The following is a 23,295-nucleotide window of genomic DNA, read 5'->3' as shown; positions in this document are numbered from 1 at the left end:
CTTGCTTATGCTCTGGGCACGCTGTTCCCGGTTAGAGAATCCAGCGTCTCCTTCATTCCCCTGCTTGTAATCTCATAGACATGCTGTGCCGTCTGTTCAGCCAATCCTGCAATCTGGTTCAGGTCTTGCCCCCACCAGGTCTGCTTGCCCAGTATCTGTGCCGTTAATTGCTTCGCTCCGGCAAGTGTTCCGTCATACCCGCTCCACAGCTCGCCAAACGCGGTCAACACTTCCGCTTCGTCTGCCAAAGCAATCGGTTCGCCGTCTCTCTTTCCCCGGTAAAATACGAATAAAGACGCCAGCGAAAATACCGTTTTTACAGGTAATGCCTTATGTTGCTCCACATATTGAAGCAGGGAAGGCAAATTACGTGTTTTGAACTTGGATATCGAATTCAGTGCAATGCTCATGACATAATGACTCACATACGGATTATGAAACCGTTCAATGACATCATCGGCGTATACATTCAATTCCGCTGCTGGCGAATCCAGCGTTGGAATCACTTCTTCTCGAATGAGTGACTGGATAAAAGCACCCACGACATCATGCTCGACCGCCTGCCCTACCGTATCCAAGCCATATAAATAAGCGACAGGCGTAAGCGCCGTATGTGCCCCGTTCAAAATACGCACCTTGCGTGTACGGTATGGCGCCATATCGTCGACGATCAGTACGTTCAGCCCAGCCAGATGAGCAGGTAATTCTTCCTTGAGCCATTGTGGTCCTTCGATGACCCACAGGTGATACTGTTCACCGACAACGACCAGGCTGTCCCTATAACCCAACTCTGCTTGAATCTCTGTGATCCGGTCCTTGGGATAACCCGGCACAATCCGATCCACGAGGCTGTTGCAGAACGTATTCGCTTCCTCCAGCCAGGATGTAAACTCAGCCCCAAGCTTCCACTGATCTGCATATTTCAATACAATTTCCTTGAGCGCATCTCCATTGCGGTCGATCAGCTCGCATGGGATGATTACCAGGCCCTTGCCTGGATCTCCATTGAAAAATTGAAAGCGCTTATACAGCAAAGCAGCCAGCTTACCTGGAAAGCTCTTTTGCGGGCGATCTTCCAGCCGATCCTCCGGTCCGTAAGCAATTCCTGCCTCCGTCGTGTTCGATACGACAAAGCGCAGCTCCGGTTTTTGGGACAACGCCTCATATTCTGACCAGTCTGAGCTATACGGGTTAAGCCCGCGGGTGACGCACTCCACCAAGGTATGCTCCTTCACGGCCTGCCCGTCTTTCATCCCTTCGAGAATAACCGTGTACAGGCCATCCTGCTCATTAAGCTTCTCTACGAGACCTCCTGCCTGCGGCTGTACAATGACAACACCCGTATTCCAATCGGCTAGCTTATTCATTTTGTCAAATTGCCAATCTACAAAAGCACGCAGGAAATTCCCTTCTCCAAATTGCAGCACCCTCTCAGGATGCGGCTCTGTCACGATAAAGTTTTTTCTGTTTAGTTGGTCTAGTTCATCTACTTGTTTCATCCGGAGTAACCTCCCATTATTACCTTAATGATTTCAACAACATTTTATCACAATGCACACGTTAACAAAATAGTTTTCTCAACATTTTTGGTTTTTTAAAATATTAATGACAATAATATGAACACGTTAACATATAAACTTATGCAACCATTCGCGGATCTATGACTATCTTCCTGTTGTTTCGCACCTGAACCAAGGCGGTTAAGGCTAATTAGAATAGATGCAAGATAGCACGGGCAGGATAACGTTACTTACTAGGCAGGAGGAACATCTATGAAGACAATTGCAGATACTATTGTAGAAGTTTTAGTCAATGCAGGGGTCAAGCGAATTTATGGTATCGTTGGAGATTCCTTAAATAATATGGTTGATTCCATTCGCAGCGACGGTCAAATTGAATGGATTCATGTGCGGCACGAAGAAGTGGCTGCCTTTGCAGCCGGGGCAGATGCTGATCTTAGCGGCAGCATTGCAGTGTGCGCTGGCAGCAGTGGTCCCGGAAATCTGCATCTTATTAACGGATTATATGATTGTCACCGCAATCGGGTACCTGTACTCGCTATTGCGGCCCACATTCCAAGCGACGAAATTGGAAGCGAATATTTCCAGGCTACGCATCCCGAGCATCTTTTCGGGGAATGCAGCCACTTCTGTGAGGTCATTACGACTCCACGACAAATTCCAAGAACCGTTACGATGGCTATACAACAGGCCGTTTCACGTTCAGGTGTCTCCGTCATTGTTCTTCCCGGGGATGTGGCAGCTTTAGCAGCTGAAAAGGCGCCTATTCCTGAACATGTCTACCATCCCACTGCACCTGTGGTACATCCGTCAGCTTCGGAAATTTCCCGGCTGGCCGAGTACCTGAATAAAGGCAAACGAATCACTTTGTTATGCGGCTCCGGCTGTGCGAAATCCCACGAATTGCTCATGCAACTGTGCGACAAGCTGAAATCCCCTATGGTTGCTGCCCTTCGGGGCAAGGAATATCTGGAGTATAACAATCCTTATTATGCAGGCTTAACGGGGCTGATCGGGTATTCTTCCGGATACCATGCGATGATGGATTGTGACGTCCTGCTTATGCTCGGAACAGACTTTCCTTACAGACAGTTTTATCCCGAAAATGCAGTTGTGCTGCAAGTGGATATTGAGCCTGCCCACCTCGGCAGACGCACCCCTTTAACATATGGGCTGTGCGGGGATGTAAAAGCAACGTTGGAAATGCTGCTTCCTCATTTAACGACAGAGCATGATTCCAAGCATTTGGAAAAAACCGTCTCCCACTATACCAAGGTGCGTCAGGAGTTGGATGAACTGGCGGTTGGTAAACCGGGCCATATACCGATTCATCCGCAATATCTCACCAAGGTCGTCAGTGACGCCGCGCATGAAAATGCCATTTTCACCTGTGATGTCGGTACTCCCACTGTATGGGCAGCACGTTATTTGCAAATGAACGGCCAACGCCGACTTATCGGCTCTTTCAATCATGGAACGATGGCAAGTGCATTGCCGCAAGCGATTGGGGCACAAACCACTGAGCCTGACCGACAGGTTATTGCCCTCTCTGGCGATGGTGGTCTGACGATGCTGATGGGCGATCTGCTTACCCTGAAACAGCATCAGTTACCTGTAAAAGTCATTGTTTTCAATAACGGCGCCCTCGGTTTTGTTGAGCTGGAAATGAAAGCAGCCGGTTTTCTGGAAAACGGCACCGCGCTGGTGAATCCTGATTTTGGAGCTGTGGCGGAAGCCATGGGTCTCAAGGGAATTCGAGTCGAAGATCCGGCAATGCTGGAGGACGCGATTCAACAGGCATTGGCTCACGATGGCCCTGTAGTAGTGGATGTAGTGGTCAATCGTCAGGAGCTATCCATGCCACCCAAGATTAATCTCAAACAGGCTGAAGGTTTTACGTTGTGGATGATGAAAGCTGTGCTGAACGGGCGCGGTGACGAAATTGTTGAACTGGCGAAAACGAATCTTTTACGATAAAAGCCGCCACACTCGCACATATTTGAATAAAAAAGGGGCAGGAACAGCGCGTCATGCACTGAACCTGCCCTTTATGGTTTGCCCTTTTCCAACAAAAAAAGCTTAACGCTGTCTGTTTGCCGTTGATTTCCGCTTCATGAGCGCGGTTTCCATAAATATAATCTCGCCCTCGTTCGACGGTGACTGGATCCGTTCCAAAATACATGCGGCTCCACGCGCGCTAATCTGCTCAATCGGTCTTTTGACCGTCGTTAATGGCGGGGTCGTATACATCGAAAAGCCGATATCGTCAAATCCAATGACCGAGACATCGTCCGGCACTTTTAAGCCGTGCTCGAATACTGCGTTCATCGCCCCGATAGCCATATCATCGTTAGAGCAAAACACCGCCGTCGGTGGTTCCTCCAAGGAAAGCAACTGCTTCATCGCCTGGCTTCCACTTTCGGTGTCATAATGGCCATGCATAATATATTCGTGCCTAATCGGCTTGCCGCTGTCAATCAGCGCATTCATGAAGCCCTCGCGCCGTTGCTGGGTGGACTTAAAGCCTTCTACCCCTTCAATGATCGCGATGCGTTCATGACCGCTTTCAATGAGAAAAGAAACTGCCGCATAGGATCCTTCCTTATCGTTCGAAATGACATTCACAATGCCTGCCCCTGGCACCTGCCGATTCAGCACGACGAGCGGAATGCCCTGACCGAGCACATGATAAATAAACGGGTTGTCCGCCTCGCTCTGACTCATCAGGATGATGCCATCAAAACGTTTGCGGTGAATAGCCGAAAAATCGGCGTAATCGTCAATCCCTCCCACAAACAGATTGTAATCCACCCCAATGACATGATTAACTCCACGGATGGTGTCCGCAAAAAAGCTGGAGCTGGTGCCTTCTGAAATACTGGTGAAAAACAGGCCAATCGTATGCGAGCGCTGGAGGACAAGGCTTTTGGCGTTAAAATTCGGAATGTAATTGAGTTGCTCCGCCAGCTCCATAATTTTGCGTTTGGTATCTTCTTTGATCAATGGGCTGTTGTTGAGCGCCCGGGAGACGGTCGTATGGGAAACATTCGCCAATTTGGCAATGTCTTTAATGGTAGCTGCCATATACGTATCCTTTCTTTACTGAGGCTCTAAAAAATTATATACCCACCATACCACAAGAGCCGCCCGGAAAAGAAGACTTTCACAAATTATACGCGGTTATCAGCATGTCGACGCTGTAGCTCTTGAACCATTTCTGCATGTCTGCTGTCTGTCAGCTTGTACAGTTTACCGATTACCAGCATGGCAATGAGCAGGGCAACAGCAGGATAGAGACACAGCAGCGCCTTAATTCCGAGCAGCGTTCCAGAGGTTTGAACCACATTCGGGACATACCCGATAAGCGCCAGCCCGATACCGGAAAGAAAGCCGGATAAGGATTGAGCCAATTTGCGTGAAAAATTAAACAGCGAGTAGGTAATCCCTTCTTTCCGCTCCCCGGATGACCATTCACCGTAGTCAATGATATCGGAGACAAAGGCCCAGGTAACCCCGTTAGGAATACTAATACCAATGAACGAAATACTGGCCAGAATGGTGAAAATATATACATTCGATGGCATAAAGAAGTTCATAGAGTCGGCAATGACACTGACCAGCATCCCAAGCATCGCTGTTTTTCGTTTACCGAAGCGCCGCACCAGTTTGGGCAAGAACAATACACCCAGCAACGATGAACCGATAATAATAAAATTCATATAAGCCATTAATTCTACATGCCCCAAATTATATTCGGCAAAATAGATCAGCAGCGCGGACTTGATATTGTACGCGGATATGGTAAAAATCGTCATCAAAACGAGTACCAGCAGAGGCTTGTTCGTCGTAAAGGTATGCACGATCACGCCAAAAGAGAGTTTTTCCTTTGGACCCGACTGACTAACAATACGTTCCTTCGTTCCCCGATAGCATATCATAAAAGCGATCACACCAATGAATGACATGATTCCCATCACAACAGGATATCCCACATGATGGTTGGGAAACAGCAAAATAAGCGGCATAACGATGACACTGGTTACGAATAATGCTCCCAGTGAGCCTGCCTGACGGAAGGAAGATAATGAAGCACGTTGAATGGTATCCTGCGTAATAGCCGCCCCCAGTGAACCATACGGAATATTCACAATGGAATATCCAATCCCCCAGATCATATAGGACGCATAGGCATAAATAAGCTTGCCCGTTGGTGAGATGTTCGGCGAAATAAATGTAAGAACCGTAAGAATAGCAAGGAGAACGCTTCCAACGATAAGAAAGGGTCTGAATTTCCCGCGTGGACCAATATGCTTGCGATAGTCGACAAAGGACCCGACAATAGGATCGCAGATGGCAGCAAACAGCTTGCTGACCAGAAAAATACCTGCGGCTGCTCCTGCTGAAACGCCTGCTACATCCGTAAAGAATTTCAACAGGTACAACTGCCCCAAATCAAACATGAATCCGTTTCCAAAGTCACCCATACCGTAAGAAATCTTTTCTTTCAGGCTGATATGCTCACCTGTCTTGTTGTCAGTTTGGATGCTCTCCTGAACGATAGGCACTCCCATACCCTGCTCACTCCTCTATTTTTTTGTGATTATTTTCACATTATTAATGAATACGTATTCTGTTTTCAATCCCCCTTACCCGGAGCTTGAAAATACTCCAGGCAAGGGCATCTATTGAAATGTGAATTTACAAGTTCATCCTGTATATCATCACTTGCTGTGAACAACCGTCGGGAAATTAAAATATTGCTCGGCATTGTTGTAGCTAATATTTTGTACCATCTCTCCAAGCAGCTCCAGATCCTCAGGCGCCTTGCCTTCTTGTACCCATGTTCCGATCAGATCACAAAGTATCCGACGGAAATATTCGTGCCGTGTGTAGGACAGGAAGCTGCGGGAATCCGTCAGCATACCAATGAAGCGGGACAGCACACCGTAGTTTGCGAGCAGCTTCAATTGCTCCAGCATGCCTTCGATATGGTCGTTATACCACCATGCAGTGCCAAACTGGATTTTGCCTGCTGTTCCGCCGGACTGGAAGCAGCCTGCAAGACTTGCCAGCACCGGATAATCAACTGAGTTGAGCGAATATAAAATTGTTCGCGGCAGACCACCTGCCAGCTCCTGTGCGTCCAGCAATGCCGCCAGCGGACGAGCGATGGAGCCGTCATTAACCGCATCATAGCCTGTATCTGGTCCCAAGCGCCGGAACATGGCAGTGTTATTGTTACGCAGCGCGTGAATATGGTACTGCATAGCCCAGCCATGCTCTGCATACTGTTTTCCAAGGAATACCAGGACGTACGATTTGTATTTCGCCTCTTCTAATGGAGTTACATTGCCTTCCTCCAGCGCCTTGCTGTATATCGCTGCCGCTTCCTCACGTGTCGTTTCTTCATAAACGACTGTATCCAGCGCATGATCGGACACCCGTCCTCCGACAGCATGGAAGTGACGCACCCGGCTCGCCAGCGCGTTCAAAAATCCTTCCAGACCGGAAACATCCAGTCCGCTCACTTCACCCAATCGAGCTACCCAAGGCTGGAATGTCTCACGGTTAATCTCCAGCGCTTTGTCCGGGCGGAAGCTTGGCAGTACAACCACCGGAAAATCGGTCAGCTTGCTGATTTGCTTATGATATTCGAGATGGTCTGTCGGATCATCGGTAGTGCACACAACGGTTACCTTTGAATTCACAATCAGATCACGTGCCCCAAAGCCCTTTCCTTGCAGCTTTTGGTTCACCTTTTCCCAAATCACAGGCGCATTCTGTTCGTTCAGCAGCTCATGGACACCAAAAAAGCGCTGAAGCTCCAAATGCGTCCAATGATACAGCGGGTTGCCGATCAGTGTAGGCACGGTTTTGGCCCAAGCCAAAAATTTGTCATAGTCTTCCGCATCTCCGGTAATCAGGCGTTCCTCAACTCCATTGGCCCGCATGAGTCTCCACTTGTAATGATCCCCGTACAGCCATGCTTCCGTAATGTTTTTGAACGTTTTATTTTCGTAAATTTCCTGTGGACTTAAATGACAATGATAGTCGATAATCGGCAGATCCTTGGCATACTGATGATACAAAATTTCAGCGGTCGGATTGCTCAACAAAAAGTTGTCGTCTAAAAATGCTTTGGTCATGGCTCATTCGTCCCTTCTATAATCATGTTTCCGGATAATTGTTAACGTGAACAAAAATGAATTCGATACTTCTGCTATCCAGTAATAGCATTCAATAACGCATAGCAGGTTACCTGATTATATCAGATTATACCGCTATAATACGATACCTGTATGTCGAATCACCCTTGATTACTTCTCCTTAAATTTAATGTTTACGTTAACAACAATTACATTGTAACCGCTATCCTTTGCAGAGGAAAGTGATTTTTATCATGAGAAGGAACAAAAAAACAGACCTGGCCTCAACTTCGGCAGATCTGTTTCCTCCGTCCAACTTTATTTCAGACTATAGCCCGACTTGCACAGACTCGGTTCGCAACACTTGTTTTGTCACTCTGACATACGCCCCCTCACTTATTTTTGGGCATAGACATGGTTTGAAAATTCTTCATTTCCAAATCTATGCACTTTTTTATTTTTCCTCTTGAACCGCTCTTTGAAAACGTTTTTATGAATTTTCGCGCTTTTTCAGAAAATATTGCTCTTGAAAATACCAGTTTCTGTATTATAATTGTCATATACAACCAATGTTTTACATTGAAAGTAATTCATTATCATATTCCAAAGAAGAGGTGATCGCGTTGAGCACAAAAGTGCAAGCTATCCATACTAAAACCGGTACAAAAGGAGCTGACCTCGTTGTCGATTGCTTGATTAAACAAGGTGTAACACACATTTTTGGTATTCCAGGTGCCAAGATTGACTCGGTATTTGATGTCCTTCAAGAACGCGGCCCGGAGTTGATCGTATGCCGTCACGAGCAAAATGCCGCCTTTATGGCAGCTGCCGTCGGTCGCCTAACTGGTAAACCGGGCGTATGTCTCGTTACCTCCGGCCCTGGTGCGTCGAATTTGGCTACAGGACTTGTCACCGCAAATGCGGAAAGTGATCCCGTCGTGGCTCTCGCTGGTGCAGTTCCAAGATCCGAACGTTTGAAGCGCACCCACCAATCCATGGATAACGCCGGGTTATTCGAGCCTATCACCAAATACAGTGTGGAAGTGGAGCATCCCGATAGTGTGCCAGAAGCCATTACCAACGCATTTCGGATTGCGACCTCAGCACAGCCTGGAGCAACCTTTGTAAGTCTACCGCAGGACGTGTTGACTTCGTCATCCGAAGTAACCGCCATTGAGAAGCTTTCCCTTCCACAGCTTGGAACCGCACCAGCCGGACTTATCAAACAAGTAGCAGGCCAAATCAGCCATGCCAAGTTACCTGTTCTTTTACTCGGTATGAAAGCCAGCACTCCCGAAGCTACAGCAGCCATCCGCGCACTCATTCAGAACACAGATCTGCCTGTCGTTGAAACCTTCCAGGCTGCCGGAGCCATTTCCCGCGAACTGGAGGACCATTATTTTGGCCGAGTGGGCTTGTTCCACAATCAGCCGGGTGACATGCTCCTTGGAGCCGCTGATCTGGTGCTGACCATTGGCTATGACCCCATTGAATACGATCCGAAAAACTGGAACATTCCTGCAAACCGAACCCTCATTCATCTTGATGATCATCAGGCGGATATCGACCATGATTATCAACCGGATTACGAACTGATCGGTAATATAGCTCTGATCGTGCGCAGTCTCGCAGAAGAATTGCCTGCATTAAAGCTGTCTGAAACCTCATGCGCCCAACTGAACCGTCTCCGCCACGATCTAAACGAACAAGCTGCCGTCCCTGCCCGCAAGCACGACTATCTGATTCATCCATTACAATTCATTCGTACTCTGCGCAGCCTGATTGATGATAATGTTACGGTCACCTGCGATGTTGGTTCCCACTACATTTGGATGGCCCGGTATTTCCGATCCTATGAGCCGCGTCGCCTTCTGTTCAGTAACGGGATGCAGACGCTGGGTGTAGCTCTCCCCTGGGGCATTGCTGCCACTCTCGTTAATCCCGGTCAAAAAGTCGTTTCCATTTCCGGCGACGGGGGATTTCTTTTCTCATCCATGGAGCTTGAAACCGCGGTACGTCTCAACTCCCCACTTGTACACATCGTATGGAGAGACGGCACCTACGACATGGTCGCTTTTCAACAACAGATTAAATATGGCAGAACATCCGGCGTAGAATTCGGAGATGTGGATGTCGTGAAATATGCCGAAAGCTTCGGGGCAACCGGATTGCGTGTGCATTCCCCTGAAGAACTGGAAAGCGTATTGCAACAGGCACTACATACCGATGGCCCCGTGGTCGTCGATATTCCGATTGATTATCAGGATAATATCCAATTGGGACGTAAACTGCTGCCCAATCAGTTAAACTGACTTCACAGTTACCCAAACGTGACGAATTCGTGACATTGAATGGAGTTTAACGTTTTCTCATGAGTTTTTTGAGTTATTCATGTTATTTACTGAAAACATACGTTTATTATTGAAAAAGAAAGAAAATAAATGCATACAATCACAAAAGGAAGTGTATTTCCATGACCGTTGCAGAACTGGAAACAAAGCAAAAAACTGATCATGATATTTACCAAACGTCCACCATGCTCGCTTTATTGGATGGTCTTTATGACGGAGTCGTTGCCTTCAAGGAACTGCAAAAGCACGGGGATTTCGGGCTCGGTACCTTTGATCAACTGAATGGTGAGATGATTGCGTTTGATGGCGAATTTTATCACTTGCTTCCAGACGGTACGGCCCATCGTGTAAAACCGGAAGAGACAACTCCCTTTTCCACTGTCACCTTTTTCCGTGAAGATTTCACATATACTATTGACCATCCCATGCATCGTGAAGAGCTGGAAGCCCTGCTGCTAAAGCTGTTTCCAAGTCGTAATCTGTTTTACGCCTTCCGTATGGATGGCACTTTTCGTGAAGTGAAGACACGCACCGTGCCTCACCAAGTGAAGCCTTACAAACCTTTTATCGAAGCGACCAAATCACAGCCCACCTTCTCTTTTAACGACGCTTCCGGCGTGATTACCGGGTTTTGGACACCTGCATATGCTCAAGGAATTGGAGTGGCCGGGTTCCATTTGCACTTTATTAACGACGATCGTACCGGAGGCGGGCATGTCTTTGATTTTGTTGTCGACAAGTGCACAATCCGTGTTTGTCAAAAATCCAATCTGCACCTCGTCCTGCCCGATACACCGGATTATTTGACCGCCAATCTGTCCAGAGAAAATCTGGAAAAAGAAATCGCCATTACTGAAGGTGCGCAATAATCGCAGGGCATGACTCAACAAGGTACAACGGAATTTGTTATAAATGAGATTCTATCTCATACAGAAACCAAAAGATCGCAGCCTGGAAGAGATGCTTGATGCTCTCCGGCTGCGATCTTTTATAATAGAGCATTTTGCATAAATCCCAAGAACGATTTCAAATCAGCAATATTTAGATCGAAACGGTTTAGTTCGTCTATATATTGTACTTTCGAGCATTGGGGATCGAATGATGAAAAATGCTGAATATGCAATTCTGAAAATGCGCGATAATGGTTACGCTGTAAATAAGGTTTATCAAATCCTGAAATACAAAAAAGCGGCTCTCTCTCATGAGAACCGCTATATAACCGTAGTTACGGCTTATTTAACATGTAATGATCCTGCACTCAATATCCCCGCTACACGCTGAGCGTCGAAAATACGGGAAAGCTCCTCGACTGCCGTCAAGTACAGCAGACCGTTGCCTTCCAGCTTTGCAGAATGGCCGAGTGGAATCGTGCGTTTGATCAGTTGGGCGTATAGCTCCGGCTCGGTGAGATTCCGTTCAAAGCTCGCGTTCGACAACTGCTTAATCAGCGCCAAAGCCCCAGCGACATGTGGGGTAGCCATTGAAGTACCGCTGAAGGTCGCGTATTTGCCTCCCGGAATGGTAGACAGAATATCTTCTCCCGGCGCAACCAAATCCACCTCATTGTTGGAGTTACTGAAATCTGAAGCATGTCTGCCAAAGTTTACAGCGCCTACGCTGATCACCTCATTATAGCAGCCAGGATAGCCCAGCTCGTCCGTTCTGTCGTCACCGTCTCCCTCATTACCTGCTGCGCAGACGACCAAAATTTGGCTCGCTACCGCCTTCTGCACCGCTTCAAGCAGCTCAGCCACATCCTCGGGACCACCAAGCGACATTGAAATGATGTCTGCCTTTTGCTCAATCGCATAATGAATGCCCTGAATGATCCAGTCGTATTGACCGGAGCCTTGCTTGTTCAGTACCTTGATGATGAGCAAATCCGCCTCCGGGGCGACACCCACCACACCATCCTCATTTTCTGCTGCCGCGATTGTGCCTGCCACATGCGTACCGTGACCGTTGTAATCCGTGAAAATATTTGGATCACTGTCATCATCATCCGTGAAGTTCCGGCCACCAATAATGCGTTCCTTCAAATCAGGATGGTCCGCATCACAGCCCGTATCCAGTACTGCCACCTTCACTCCCTGGCCTCGGGTTCGGCTCCACACCGCAGGGGCCTGAATCAGCTCCACTCCTCGCGGTATTTCATTCACCTGTTGCTTTTGCTTGATCACTTGGTAAGGAATGATATGCACTTTACGTTCCATCCTATTCCCTCCTTCATGGATTCAATCGGAAACCATCCGTCTTTGAAACCTTCAAAAACCAAAACCTTCAAAAACCAAAACTTTCAAAACCGAAACTTTGAAAACCTCTACTGAAACTCTTGTTTGAGGTTACTATATTCTAGCAATTTTTGAAAAGTTTGAACATCCCCTTTTGCTTTTTTTTGTAAAAAAATAGACATCCCCCCATATCTATGGAGAATGCCTATGTATAGAGGTGCCTGAGCAACTACAGCTTCAAGTGTCAGCCTGACAATGAATCCGCTTGAAGTTCAGCCTTGGACAACAGCGACTTGTGCTGCCATTTCCGACCTTTCCAGCGCAGGTAGTGGAAAATACCTCGTACCCACTCATCGCAGGCATGTGCAATCCACACCCCAAGCACACCATATCCCAGATGAATGCCCAGCACATACGCCAACGGAATTTTGATCCCCCACATCGATATGATCGCCATTATCAAGGGAAACTGTACATCCCCCGCCGCCCGCAAGGAGTTAATGACGACGTGATTGAACACGCGGCCTGGCTCCAGCAATATACAGAACAGCAAAATCGCTGCTCCCAGTTGAATAATCGCCGGCTCATCCGTAAAGATCGCCATCACTTCATATCGGAAAAAGGATACCACCACGATCACCGCAATCGTAATGACCAGAGACCATTTCAGGCTGCGCAGCAGTTGGTGATACGCCTTCTCCTTATCTCCTGCACCTATCAAGCGAGCAACAATAATTTCCGTCCCCTCGCCCACTGCCATTCCGAACACCATAAAAAAGTACACAATCGTATTCGTATAAAAATGAGTAGCAATCGCCGTTGTCCCCATGAAGCTGACAAACCGGGTCACCATCATTTGGCTGAGCTGATAAGACAACCATTCCAGTCCCGCCGGAATGCCGATTTTCAGGATGGCCACCAGCTTGCTCCATTGAAGCTGTACATAATACTTGATACGGATCGGCGCACTTACACGTTTGTATAACAGAATAAAAATCCAGACACAGGCTACAGCACGGCTAATCACCGTTGAAATCGCTGCTCCGGCCACGCCCATTTGCGGCAGACCAAACCAGCCGTAAATCAGCAACGCATTCCCCACAATATGCAAAATGTTCATACCAATGCCCACGATCATCGTATCTTTCGTAAAACCATGCGAACGAATAACCGGACCTACGGTTAGCATAAGCGCTTCCAGAAACAGCGAGCCCCCTGCCAGCATCATATAAATCTTGGCATTTTCCTTAATCGTCGGGGTAATATGGTAAAAGGACAGCAGAAAATCCCGGCTTACAATAAACATCAAGCTCAGCGCCAAACCGAATACCAGATTGAAGGTCAGGGCCGAGGCCGTTACACGGCTCGCATCCACATGCTTTTGTGCACCCAATAGCTGAGCGATGATGACACCTACTCCAAGACCAAGCAGATTGAACAAGATAATCGTAAATTCAATCAGCTGTCTCGACACACCCACAGCCGACACAACCTCGTCCGACACATGGCTCAGCATGAACGTATCCACGCTACCCATCAAAATATGAAACAACATTTCTATAAAGATCGGCCAAGTGATTGCAAAAACTGTCATCGTTTTCACGACTTGTGCTTGCTTGGAGCCGCTTTCCTGCGAAAGTGACATACTTCTGTATTCCTCCCAGATGTGAACCCTGTATATGCTCAGACATTATTATTGATACCGCTTACTCAATCATAAAAAGTCATGTGCTTTTTCTCAACCCATCCTGCTCAACCAATACGCCCACGCCTCTACATACTTTTCAAGATCCCCCGGATGATGCCGAATGCAGGTAGCTATTCGAAAGTATAATCCCTGTAGCACTTCCCTGTTTAGCTCGTAACTCCCTGTCATTTCTGGCTCAAGCTTCTCTACCGCTGGCAAAATCGTATCGACAGTCAGTAGGTCCGGTGAAGAGCAAAAGGCGTATATCAGATCATATAACGGTTCTCCTACCACCGGATCAGGATCAATAATGCCCGTTAAAGTGTCATTTTCGGCAAACACGAAATTATGTACCCCACAGTCGCCATGGAGCAAGTATTTCAGATTCCGATGAGGTATTCCCGCCACAAGTGCATGAACAAACCGATGATCCTCTAGAGATAAAACGTCCTGTATGATCTTTCTGGATTCCTTTACCCTGTGCAGCAGAAAATCTCTCCATTCCACAAACGGATGGTCTGGATAACCATAATGGCGTTCCTCTCCCAGTGGCTTGTAGTGCGCGATCAGCTCCGTCGCCAGACTGAACAGAAGGTCGCTCTTGTTCCTTCCATGATAGCGGGTCAGCCCTGGCTTGAACATGTATACCAAATAACGATGCAGCGGATCAACATAAACCAGACGCGTTAATTTTTCAATCTGTGAATAGGTATGTAAAAATTCTGCTTCCGCTTCTACAATAACCGGATCATTCTGCTTGATCACATATCGAGGCCTGATTCCGTCCATGATGGCAATCACTTCGCTTGAGGTTCCTCCAGTCAGGGATTTGAGTTCTTGCATATGGCCTTCAAGTATACCTGCTTCCTGAAGCTCCTTTAGGATCAGTTGAACGTCCATCAAAAGCCTCCCCTCCATCTATGCCTCTGATTCACTACGCGACTGACGCTGGGATTCATCGCTATGATTCAATCCGTTCGCCAGTCGCACCTGCTTTAAAAAGAAATCTTTTCATGCTCCGCATAAATTTCAAGCGCACGCTCCATTTTGTGGACATAGCCCTCATCCTGACTGGTACACAGGAACGTAATGTGTCCCTCCTGCGATTGACCCGCTTTTGCCGGAGATACCAGCAAATTGAGCTCAGACAACACCTGTTTTAACCGTCTGACCGTTCCCTGACTCCCGTCGATTAGCTGAATATGGGAAGGCAGCAGCCCCTTCAAGATCTCCTTATAAAAAGGATAGTGTGTGCACCCCAAAACGACCGTACCATATAAGTTCAGATCGAACGCAGACAGCTTACGGTTAAAATATTCGGCCATTAATGTCCGGTCAAAATTTAACTGCTCACAATAATGCACCAGCTCGGGCAAGGGCAACGAATCTACACTTCCATGATCATCGACTCTGGACACCAGCGCTGCATAACCAGATTGTTTTAATGTCAACGGCGTGGCTAACACCAGCACTCTTTTACCATTCGCTCGATTCATCTCCACCGCAGGCTTCACGGCCGGCTCCATGCCAATGATCGGGATATGGTATTCGTTCCTCAGCTCCGCAACCGCGATACTCGTGGCTGTATTGCAGGCAATGACCAACGCCTTAACGTCCTCTTTTAAAATAGTTTGTACCGAAGCCTTGACGTATCCGCACACCTCTTGCGGTGTTTTCGTCCCGTAAGGAACATGAAGCGTATCTGCCAAGTATACAAAATTTTCGTTTGGCAGCCGTCGTAAGGCCTCAGATAATACCGTAATTCCACCCAATCCTGAATCAAAAAAACCAATCTTCAAGCTACTCACCTTTTTTCGTTCATCTGTTGTACCTATCCTGTTGACCACATGGTAATTTCATTCTTCGCCTATGGACCATTCTTCTAATCGGCTCATACTTAAATTTTACCGCAAAACTGATATTTTGCAAAAGAAACACATAAATTTTACAGTGTAAAAAATAAAGTAGCTTGTTAAAATAAATTTAATATAAAAGTGTTGACAGATATTATCTTTATATTGTAATATTACGAGGTAAATGACTTACTTAACTTACCTAGGGGGAAATAAATGATGTCTAAAGTACTATTTGTCAAAGCTAACGATCGTACAGCCGAAGAATCCGCAACCGTTAAATTGTATAATGCCTTTTTGGAAAGCTACAAAGCTTCCCATCCATCCGATGAAATCACTGAACTGGACCTGTTCTCCGTCGAGCTTCCTTATTTGAACGCCAACATGATTAACGGTACGTTCAAATCCGCTAGAGGCTTGGAGCTGAACGCTGAAGAAGCTCGCCTGGCGGGCGTAGCTAACGGCTACCTTGATCAATTCCTAGCAGCAGATAAAGTCGTATTCGCTTTCCCGCTTTGGAACATGACGATTCCAGCAGTACTGCATACTTACATTGACTACCTGAACCAAGCTGGTAAAACGTTCAAATACACTGCTGAGGGTCCAGTTGGTCTCGTAACTGAAACTAAAGTAGCCCTGTTGAATGCAAGAGGCGGCGTATACTCTGAAGGTCCTGCTGCTGCTGCCGAAATGTCTTTGAACTTCATGAGCAACATCTTATCCTTCTTCGGTGTGAAAGACATCGTGAAGGTTGTACTGGAAGGACATAACCAAGCTCCAGATCAAGCACAAGCCATTGTTGAAGCTGCTGTACAAAGTGCAACAGAAGCTGCAAAATCCTTCTAAATCCATATATATGAAAAAAAGAGGATATCCGCCCCCTATTTGGGATGGATATCCTCTTTTTTTATGGATATCGTGTTACGTGTATAGCAGCACTTTCCCCGTACTTTTTCTGCTTTCAACCCACTGATGCGCCAACGCCGCCTCTTTTAACGGAAATCTTTCACTGATCTTGATGTCTAATTGCCCATTTTCCAATAGCTTGAATACTTGAACTGCAATTTCCCGTAACATTTCAGGCCGTTCTTTTCGGGTCGTGCTCAAACTAAATCCAAGAACAGAACGACAGCTTGCATGCAGATCGCTTGTTTGGAGCTGTGCGCTTCTTCCGCTGGAGTTACCAAACATCACCAAGCGTCCAAAATGAGCCAGACAGTTTAAACTTTTCTGCGTTATATCGCCTGCCACAGAATCTAAAATAATTTGAACGCCTTTGCCTGCGGTCAATTCATTGACTTTCTCCGCAAAGTCCTCTGTTTCGTAACAAATAACATGATCTGCACCTGCACTTAAGGCCACGGGAATCTTGTTTTCATTCCCCACCGTTCCTATGACCTTTCCTGCACCTAACAACTTGGCTATTTGTATCGCTGTTGTTCCTACGCCGCCAGCCGCCGAATGGATTAGTACAGCTTCCCCTCTGGTTAACCGGGCCACATCAGCAAGGAGCTTATAAGATAAGAAGGATACAATGCCGCTCGCTCCTGCTGTGTCCATATCCACACGATCAGGTAACACAAAAGTCAGATTTTCTTCTGCAACGATATACTCCGCGTACGAGCCATGATGTGGTAAGGCAATGACGCGTTGACCCACACGTATAGATTTCACATCAGCACCCACTTTTTCCACAATCCCTGATGCCTCCAGTCCAGGCAAAAAAGGTAGCTTGCCTTCCCCCTTCTTCCCGTATCTGGCTTTAATATCCGCATAATTAACACTGGTTGCGTGAACCCGGATTAACACTTGTGTGGATTGAAGGGATGGAATTTCAATATCTACATATTTCATGTATTCCGGCGATCCGAATTGTTCGACTATAATGGCCTTCATCTCTTCATTCCTTTCTCTCCAAAAAGTAATGTGATATCGTTACTACTTAAAAACGATGAGTTTGTTGCACGAACCTGTTTTCCACATATTCGACATGCGCTTTTTCATCTCCTTGCTATCCTGATGAACTCGTTCAAATTTTGCATAAAAAAAGTGCTCCCACTGATCTACGATCAAATGAAAGCACGTGTCTGCTATGCGATTACTTCTATTTTAAGGAATGAACTGCTGCACGATTTTAACGACCTTACCGTCACGCAACGTCACATGGTATGGAAATTGGCTGAGATCCAATACATCTTTTTTGGCAAAATCTTTTTCAAACTGTGCCAAAGGGATCGATTCATTCCATTTTACATCTGTATCTTCTATACGACCTGTATGATCATAAATTTGTACCTCTACCGAAGCATCTGGGGCAACCTGGTACACGTCATTTTGCACGGAATTATTCACGATGTAGTAACCGTCTGGTGCTCCGTCCAACCCTGTGTTTCCTTCATGCTCCAAGAACGCCTTGTCTGCTGCCTTACCTTCATACCATTCAATCGGATCTGCCGACAAATAGATTTGTCCGTTACGCATCTCCAATTGATTTATATATACGGTCTCCTGATTTTCAGCAGGTGTTACGGGCGTGTAGCCTTGTGCTGTTGCTCCCGCCGCCGTCATCAGCATCATCATTAAAGCCAATACTGTCCATTTCGAAGCTAGTCTCATCATGTCTGATCTCTCCTTACCGTCTGGGTATGTACACGGTGTCTGTAAGCTTCATTACCCTTATGCACTTACTATAAACGTTGTACGGTTAAAAAGTGTATCAGATACATAAAAAAGAAGTTACGATTTTTTAAGACTTGGTCTTAAAACTTGCTTACATGTCTTATTTACAGCTTTTTATTTGATCAATCCGACCTGACGCGCCTGTTCTTCAGTGAGAATAAACTCTTCATTTTGCCACACCTCGTCCTCTTTGGTTACAGCGAACATACCCATGATCTCTGTCCAGATTCCTTTGTCGGCGGCTTCCTTTTGCGTAATGGTAATTTTCATATGATTTCCTCCTCCTTGTGTAAAATGTGTTTAATCGGCAGTTTTTGGTCTATGTGGCCCACTGCGCGAACAGATGGTTTCTCCGATCACTGTTGAAACCTGATTTTTTGAATTAGGTTCTTATGGTTAAAATCAAGTTCCAAAGGCGAACGCTATCACTTCTCCGAAATCCATCTGCCCGCTCCGTTACTCAGCTTATCTCTAGCACACCACGAACAAAACTACCGATATGAACAGCTCTCGTCTCTCCTAAAATGTATGCTTTTGATTAAGAAACTTCTAACACTTATGTTGATCTTACAATGCTCATCTTAAATTTACCCAAGGGATTCTTGTCCCACTTATAACATATGTACCCTTTTACTGCCGAGATTATTCGCTTCTTATTTGTAACCTTAAAATTTTATACATGTGATTTGTTATTTTTCATGGAGAATTCCTTTGCTTGCTCTATTCTTTAGTTAGAGTCTCCCCTAGTCTAATTAAAATAAGAAAATGACCCACATAAGTGAGTCCTAAACTATCAAGCTTCTATTTATCAATTAAGTTTACGTAATGATTAAGTATAGCAAAAGCAGGCATCCTAACAGCACTCCTTAACACTTGAGCAACCGCTTTCTTGCCCACTTCGTCATCATTTAAGCCTATAGATCCGATGACTTGACTAGAGAACTCCTGAAAGCTTAAAACAGTGGGATTCCCCCCCTCTTTTTGTTTTAAAAGAATCCTGGTGTTTTCTTTTAAAACAGAGTTTAAATTGTTGTACTGTTCACGGTTGAGCCCTTTAGAAATCACCCAATCCCATATTACATTTTCTTCGGGATTTACAGCAATCTGTCTCAACAAATCCACATACAATTCAAGGCGATCGACCTTTTCCTGAAGGGTTTCACTCATGATATCGATCACCTTCTCTGTTTATTTTATAAGAATAAAAAAACCAGAATATTAGCCACTGATTTCCATGATGAACATACCAGCTTTTTCTGCGCTTTTCAACATAATTCAACAAATTATGTTTATATATTACAATATATCCATATTAAATATTGTTATATATCATATGAAATAGAAAATGACTTCTATAAAAATAGCCAGCTATAAAAAGAAAAACGGCCGCAGGTTTAACCTACAGACCGTAATTCTCAAGAATTTTCTATGAACAGTTACCCAGAAGCACAAAAGAGCGGAGAGGACGGAATCGTTCTGAAGAAGCGTTAGCGTTCGCCTTTGTTCCCGGATTTCTACCCTTGAACATATAATCAAGAAATCCGGGGGCAACAGCGATCGGAAGAATGATCCGTCCTCGTAGCGGTCATTACCCGTATACCGTTTACCGTTACTCAGCCACCCAGCCTCTATCAAACTTTATACAGAAAAGTAAAAAGGTTGAACGCATACCGGCTTGGACACGGTTACTTGTTGTCCCGTATAGGTTAGTCGTCCACTAGCCTTGTCCACTTTAAATGTAACGATGTTATTCGTATCGCGGTTTGCCACGAGCAGATGCTCGCCGTTTGGAGTCAAAGCAAAATGACGTGGATGCTCTCCTTCGGCAGAAACATGCTCTACCAGGCTCAGCTTGCCTGTTGCAGCGTCTACAGCGAACACTACGATGCTGTCATGCCCACGGTTGGAACCGTACACATAAGCACCATCCCCCGAAATAGCAATCTCAGCGGTTGTGTTTTCGCCCGTAAAATCAGACGGCAAAGTCGGTACGCTCTCAAGCTCGGTAAGCTTGCCTGCTTCTACGTCATACGCAAAAGAAGTAATGGAAGAATCCACCTCATTAATGACAAAAGCAAATTTACCGTTCGGGTGGAACGTCAAGTGACGTGGACCTGCACCTGCATGGGTTTTCGTTTCGCCATGAAGTACCAGTTGTCCTTTACTGTCATCAATGGTGTAGACACGGATCAGATCCAAACCGAGATCCTGTACGAAGAGGAAACGACCATCAGGGCTAAAGAAACTGGAGTGTGGATGCGGACGATCCTGACGCTCAGGATGCGCTCCCTTGCCCTCATGCTGTTTAACATCCAGCAACTCGCCGATACGGCCATCCTCGGTTAGAGACACCAGTCCCACCATTCCTCCGTGGTAGCTGACTACGATCAGGTAGCGATCGGATGGATCACGCTGAATGTGACAGGTTGTTGCGCCAACGTTTTCCGCCCGGTTAAGCAATGTAAATGTCCCTTTGACCGGATCAATTTCAAAAGCAGCAGCTTCGCCCACCTTCGCTCCAGTAGCAGAAGTCGTTTCTCCAATGGAATACAGCTTCCGGTTCTTCACGTCTACGTTCAGGAAGGTTGGATTTTTCAATCCGGAGAACTCATCCTGTAATGTAAGAACCCCTGTCTCTTCATTAAAAGTGTACGCATAAACTCCGCTGCCTTCCAATTCGGCGTAAGAGCCTGCGAAAACGAGCAATTTTTGTTGTGCTGTCATGGTTGTGTCCTCCTCAAATTAGAAAAATAATGGGCAATTGGAATGATTACTCCTGGTTCAAATAGCGCTAAGAGGCGCGTTCCACGACGGGCTCTGTAGATAAAGCTACATTTCCCGCTACGGCACGTGAGATCATGCAAGAGCTCTCTGCCTGCTCTGCCAGCCGCACTGCCTGTTCGATCTGCGATTCTGTCGCATCGGCGGCCAAATGAACTCGTGGACGATGGATAATTCGACGATATGTAAAAATATTGTTCGTTACATCGACAATCCCTTCGGATTCCAGCGCCAGTGAAGCCACCGTAAGACCAGCGCGCTCCATCATCGCCGCCAATGTAATCAAATAGCAGGTCGCGGCAGCGCCTAGCAGCATTTCATCCGGATTGGTACCCACACCGGGACCACCCATCTCTGCCGGGATCGAAATCGCTGTCCGCAGCTGTCCGGCCTCAATATACCCAGCGCTGTTGCGCCCCCCGTTCCAGTCTGCCTTGAGCAGAAAGGTATGCTCCATTTCAGGTCACTCCTCTCTCTTATATTATGAATCTTTATAGAGGTGAATGTAAAGGTTAGTCGATCTCCCGATTTTTCGTTTCGGTACCCAGCAACCATACCGCCGCCGCTCCAATCAGGATCGCTACGAAGAAAATGACAAAGATAGATTGTATCGCCATGCCCTGTCCAACCAGCATTCCGACCAGGAACGGTCCAATCACGCCACCGATACGACCAAACGCAGCCGCCATACCCACTCCGGTAGAACGGACGGCTGTTGGGTACAATTCCGGGGTATAGGCATACATGGCTCCCCACGCGCCGAGATTGAAAAAGGACAAGCAGATACCGGCAGCCAGCAGCATTCCTGCCGTTTCCGAGGTACCGAACCAAATAGCAGACACCGCCGTTAGCAGTAAATAGACGATCAGCACGAATTTGCGGCCCAGCTTTTCAATCAGATATGCCGCAGTAAAATATCCTGGCAATTGCGCCAGCGTCATGATCAGGACATACTCAAAGCTTTTAACCAGTTCAAAACCCTTCATAAACATAATGCTTGGCAGCCACAGAAACATTCCGTAATAGGAAAATACAACCGTAAACCATAAAATCCACAGCATGAGCGTGGACTTGCGGTTCGGCCCTGACCAAATGGAAGCCAGTCTTTCACGCAGTGGAAGCTTGACACTCTGCTGCTTGTATCGTGGTGAATCCTCTACCGCTTTGCGTAAATAAAGGGCGTACAGGGCTGGTACTGCGCCGAGAATAAAGGCCATCTGCCAGCCGTACTTTGGAATAACAAAATAGGCAATAAGCGCAGAAAGAATCCATCCCGCGGCCCAGAAGCTTTCCAACAAAACGACCGCTTTTCCCCGTTCCTGAACCGGCACCGATTCCGACACCAGCGTCGAAGCTACAGGCAATTCCCCTCCCAAGCCTACGCCTGCAATAAAGCGCAGCACCAACAGTACACCGAGCCCGGTCGCCAAAGCTGACAAGCCGCTTGCAATAGAAAAGATCAACAGCGTCCACACTAATATCGCACGCCTGCCGTAGCGATCAGCCAAAATCCCCGCTAAAGCGGCCCCAAACACCATCCCTATCGAATTCATCGCAGTCAACAGACCAATCTGCTCTGATCCCAAATGCCACTCCTTAGCCAGCGCTGCGGCTATGAACGAAAGCAGCCCAACGTCCATGGCATCAAACAGCCAACTGAGTCCTGCGCTAAACAGCAGCTTTCGCTTTTTGGATGGTGGTAATGAAGTCAATTCACTCATGATTCGCTCTCCCTTAAAAATGCATTATATATAGCCGTATATTCAGGTGTCTTGTCACCTGTAGCTTAGCATCTATTGTACCGCAAGCTCCCTCCATCTGCGAGCATTTTAAAGTAATAACATCTCTTGTTGCTACTGTTGAAAGGAAAACGAAAAAAAGCGGAAGATTGCCTAGGGCAATTCTCCCGCCTTCTGGAACCTGCCACTTACCGGTTTTGGACCAGACCGATGATCGTCACCATGAGCACCAGCAGTTGGATGAGTGTATCGTTGCTCATTCCAATCGCCTCCATCCCATATGAGATACTCCTTCGGCCGTTTCCCCT

General features: G+C 46.6%; 19 protein-coding genes. 4 read left to right on the top strand and 15 right to left on the bottom strand.

What is annotated here, in order from left to right:
• Positions 1-5: 5 nt before the first annotated feature.
• Positions 6-1,499: a tagaturonate reductase gene (locus QMK20_RS11140; RefSeq protein ID WP_283655746.1), complete on the bottom strand. Its 1,494-nt coding sequence runs from the start codon at positions 1,497-1,499 to the stop codon at positions 6-8.
• A 273-nt stretch (positions 1,500-1,772) separates the two neighbouring features.
• On the opposite strand from QMK20_RS11140, the gene poxB reads away from it, so the two are divergent.
• Positions 1,773-3,497, top strand: a complete 1,725-nt coding sequence (poxB, locus tag QMK20_RS11135; RefSeq protein WP_283655745.1) for a ubiquinone-dependent pyruvate dehydrogenase — start codon at positions 1,773-1,775, stop codon at positions 3,495-3,497.
• Between the two features lie 102 nt (positions 3,498-3,599).
• Here the strand turns inward: poxB and QMK20_RS11130 are convergent, their stop codons facing one another.
• The 3 genes from QMK20_RS11130 to uxaC form a co-directional block, all read right to left on the bottom strand.
• Positions 3,600-4,604 carry a LacI family DNA-binding transcriptional regulator gene (locus tag QMK20_RS11130; RefSeq protein WP_283655744.1) on the bottom strand — a complete coding sequence of 335 codons (1,005 nt, stop codon included), beginning with the start codon at positions 4,602-4,604 and terminating at the stop codon, positions 3,600-3,602.
• A gap of 86 nt (positions 4,605-4,690) precedes the next feature.
• Positions 4,691-6,091 (bottom strand): MFS transporter, encoded by a 1,401-nt coding sequence (locus QMK20_RS11125; RefSeq protein ID WP_283655743.1) that lies wholly within the window; start codon positions 6,089-6,091, stop codon positions 4,691-4,693.
• A 150-nt stretch (positions 6,092-6,241) separates the two neighbouring features.
• Positions 6,242-7,666 carry a glucuronate isomerase gene (gene uxaC, locus QMK20_RS11120; protein WP_283655742.1) on the bottom strand — a complete coding sequence of 475 codons (1,425 nt, stop codon included), beginning with the start codon at positions 7,664-7,666 and terminating at the stop codon, positions 6,242-6,244.
• A gap of 614 nt (positions 7,667-8,280) precedes the next feature.
• On the opposite strand from uxaC, the gene alsS reads away from it, so the two are divergent.
• Both alsS and budA read left to right on the top strand, forming a co-directional pair.
• Positions 8,281-9,978 (top strand): acetolactate synthase AlsS, encoded by a 1,698-nt coding sequence (gene alsS, locus QMK20_RS11115; protein WP_283655741.1) that lies wholly within the window; start codon positions 8,281-8,283, stop codon positions 9,976-9,978.
• A gap of 161 nt (positions 9,979-10,139) precedes the next feature.
• Positions 10,140-10,886: an acetolactate decarboxylase gene (budA, locus tag QMK20_RS11110; protein WP_283655740.1), complete on the top strand. Its 747-nt coding sequence runs from the start codon at positions 10,140-10,142 to the stop codon at positions 10,884-10,886.
• Positions 10,887-11,249: 363 nt separating this feature from the next.
• Here the strand turns inward: budA and QMK20_RS11105 are convergent, their stop codons facing one another.
• The 4 genes from QMK20_RS11105 to murI all read right to left on the bottom strand — a co-directional run bounded on the left by QMK20_RS11105 (position 11,250) and on the right by murI (position 15,734).
• A complete protein-coding gene (locus QMK20_RS11105; protein ID WP_283655739.1) occupies positions 11,250-12,230 on the bottom strand; it encodes a S8 family peptidase in 981 nt (326 codons plus the stop codon).
• Positions 12,231-12,492: 262 nt separating this feature from the next.
• A complete protein-coding gene (locus tag QMK20_RS11100) occupies positions 12,493-13,893 on the bottom strand; it encodes an MATE family efflux transporter (protein ID WP_283655738.1) in 1,401 nt (466 codons plus the stop codon).
• Between the two features lie 93 nt (positions 13,894-13,986).
• The gene (locus QMK20_RS11095; RefSeq protein WP_283655737.1) at positions 13,987-14,835 is read right to left on the bottom strand and encodes a phosphotransferase; all 849 of its coding nucleotides are present in this window, start codon (positions 14,833-14,835) and stop codon (positions 13,987-13,989) included.
• A gap of 95 nt (positions 14,836-14,930) precedes the next feature.
• Positions 14,931-15,734, bottom strand: a complete 804-nt coding sequence (murI, locus tag QMK20_RS11090; RefSeq protein ID WP_283655736.1) for a glutamate racemase — start codon at positions 15,732-15,734, stop codon at positions 14,931-14,933.
• A gap of 273 nt (positions 15,735-16,007) precedes the next feature.
• On the opposite strand from murI, the gene QMK20_RS11085 reads away from it, so the two are divergent.
• Entirely contained in the window at positions 16,008-16,634 is a 627-nt protein-coding gene (locus tag QMK20_RS11085; RefSeq protein ID WP_283656250.1) for an FMN-dependent NADH-azoreductase, read from the top strand.
• A 75-nt stretch (positions 16,635-16,709) separates the two neighbouring features.
• Here QMK20_RS11085 and QMK20_RS11080 read toward each other — a convergent pair whose 3' ends face one another.
• The 7 genes from QMK20_RS11080 to QMK20_RS11050 form a co-directional block, all read right to left on the bottom strand.
• Positions 16,710-17,684: a quinone oxidoreductase family protein gene (locus tag QMK20_RS11080; protein WP_283655735.1), complete on the bottom strand. Its 975-nt coding sequence runs from the start codon at positions 17,682-17,684 to the stop codon at positions 16,710-16,712.
• A gap of 213 nt (positions 17,685-17,897) precedes the next feature.
• Entirely contained in the window at positions 17,898-18,407 is a 510-nt protein-coding gene (locus QMK20_RS11075; protein ID WP_283655734.1) for a hypothetical protein, read from the bottom strand.
• Positions 18,408-18,581: 174 nt separating this feature from the next.
• Positions 18,582-18,737, bottom strand: coding sequence for a hypothetical protein (locus tag QMK20_RS11070; RefSeq protein WP_283655733.1), 156 nt, complete (start codon positions 18,735-18,737; stop codon positions 18,582-18,584).
• Between the two features lie 531 nt (positions 18,738-19,268).
• Positions 19,269-19,634, bottom strand: coding sequence for a hypothetical protein (locus QMK20_RS11065; protein ID WP_283655732.1), 366 nt, complete (start codon positions 19,632-19,634; stop codon positions 19,269-19,271).
• A gap of 471 nt (positions 19,635-20,105) precedes the next feature.
• Positions 20,106-21,191, bottom strand: a complete 1,086-nt coding sequence (locus QMK20_RS11060; protein WP_283655731.1) for a lactonase family protein — start codon at positions 21,189-21,191, stop codon at positions 20,106-20,108.
• Between the two features lie 67 nt (positions 21,192-21,258).
• Entirely contained in the window at positions 21,259-21,705 is a 447-nt protein-coding gene (locus tag QMK20_RS11055; protein WP_283655730.1) for an OsmC family protein, read from the bottom strand.
• Between the two features lie 55 nt (positions 21,706-21,760).
• Positions 21,761-22,969 carry an MFS transporter gene (locus tag QMK20_RS11050; RefSeq protein ID WP_283655729.1) on the bottom strand — a complete coding sequence of 403 codons (1,209 nt, stop codon included), beginning with the start codon at positions 22,967-22,969 and terminating at the stop codon, positions 21,761-21,763.
• Positions 22,970-23,295: the final 326 nt, after the last annotated feature.

Source organism: Paenibacillus sp. RC334, assembly GCF_030034735.1.
GTDB lineage: Bacteria > Bacillota > Bacilli > Paenibacillales > Paenibacillaceae > Paenibacillus > Paenibacillus terrae_A.
The sequence above is the reverse complement of the archived record's forward strand: the minus strand, read 5'-3'. Positions and strand labels throughout refer to the sequence as shown.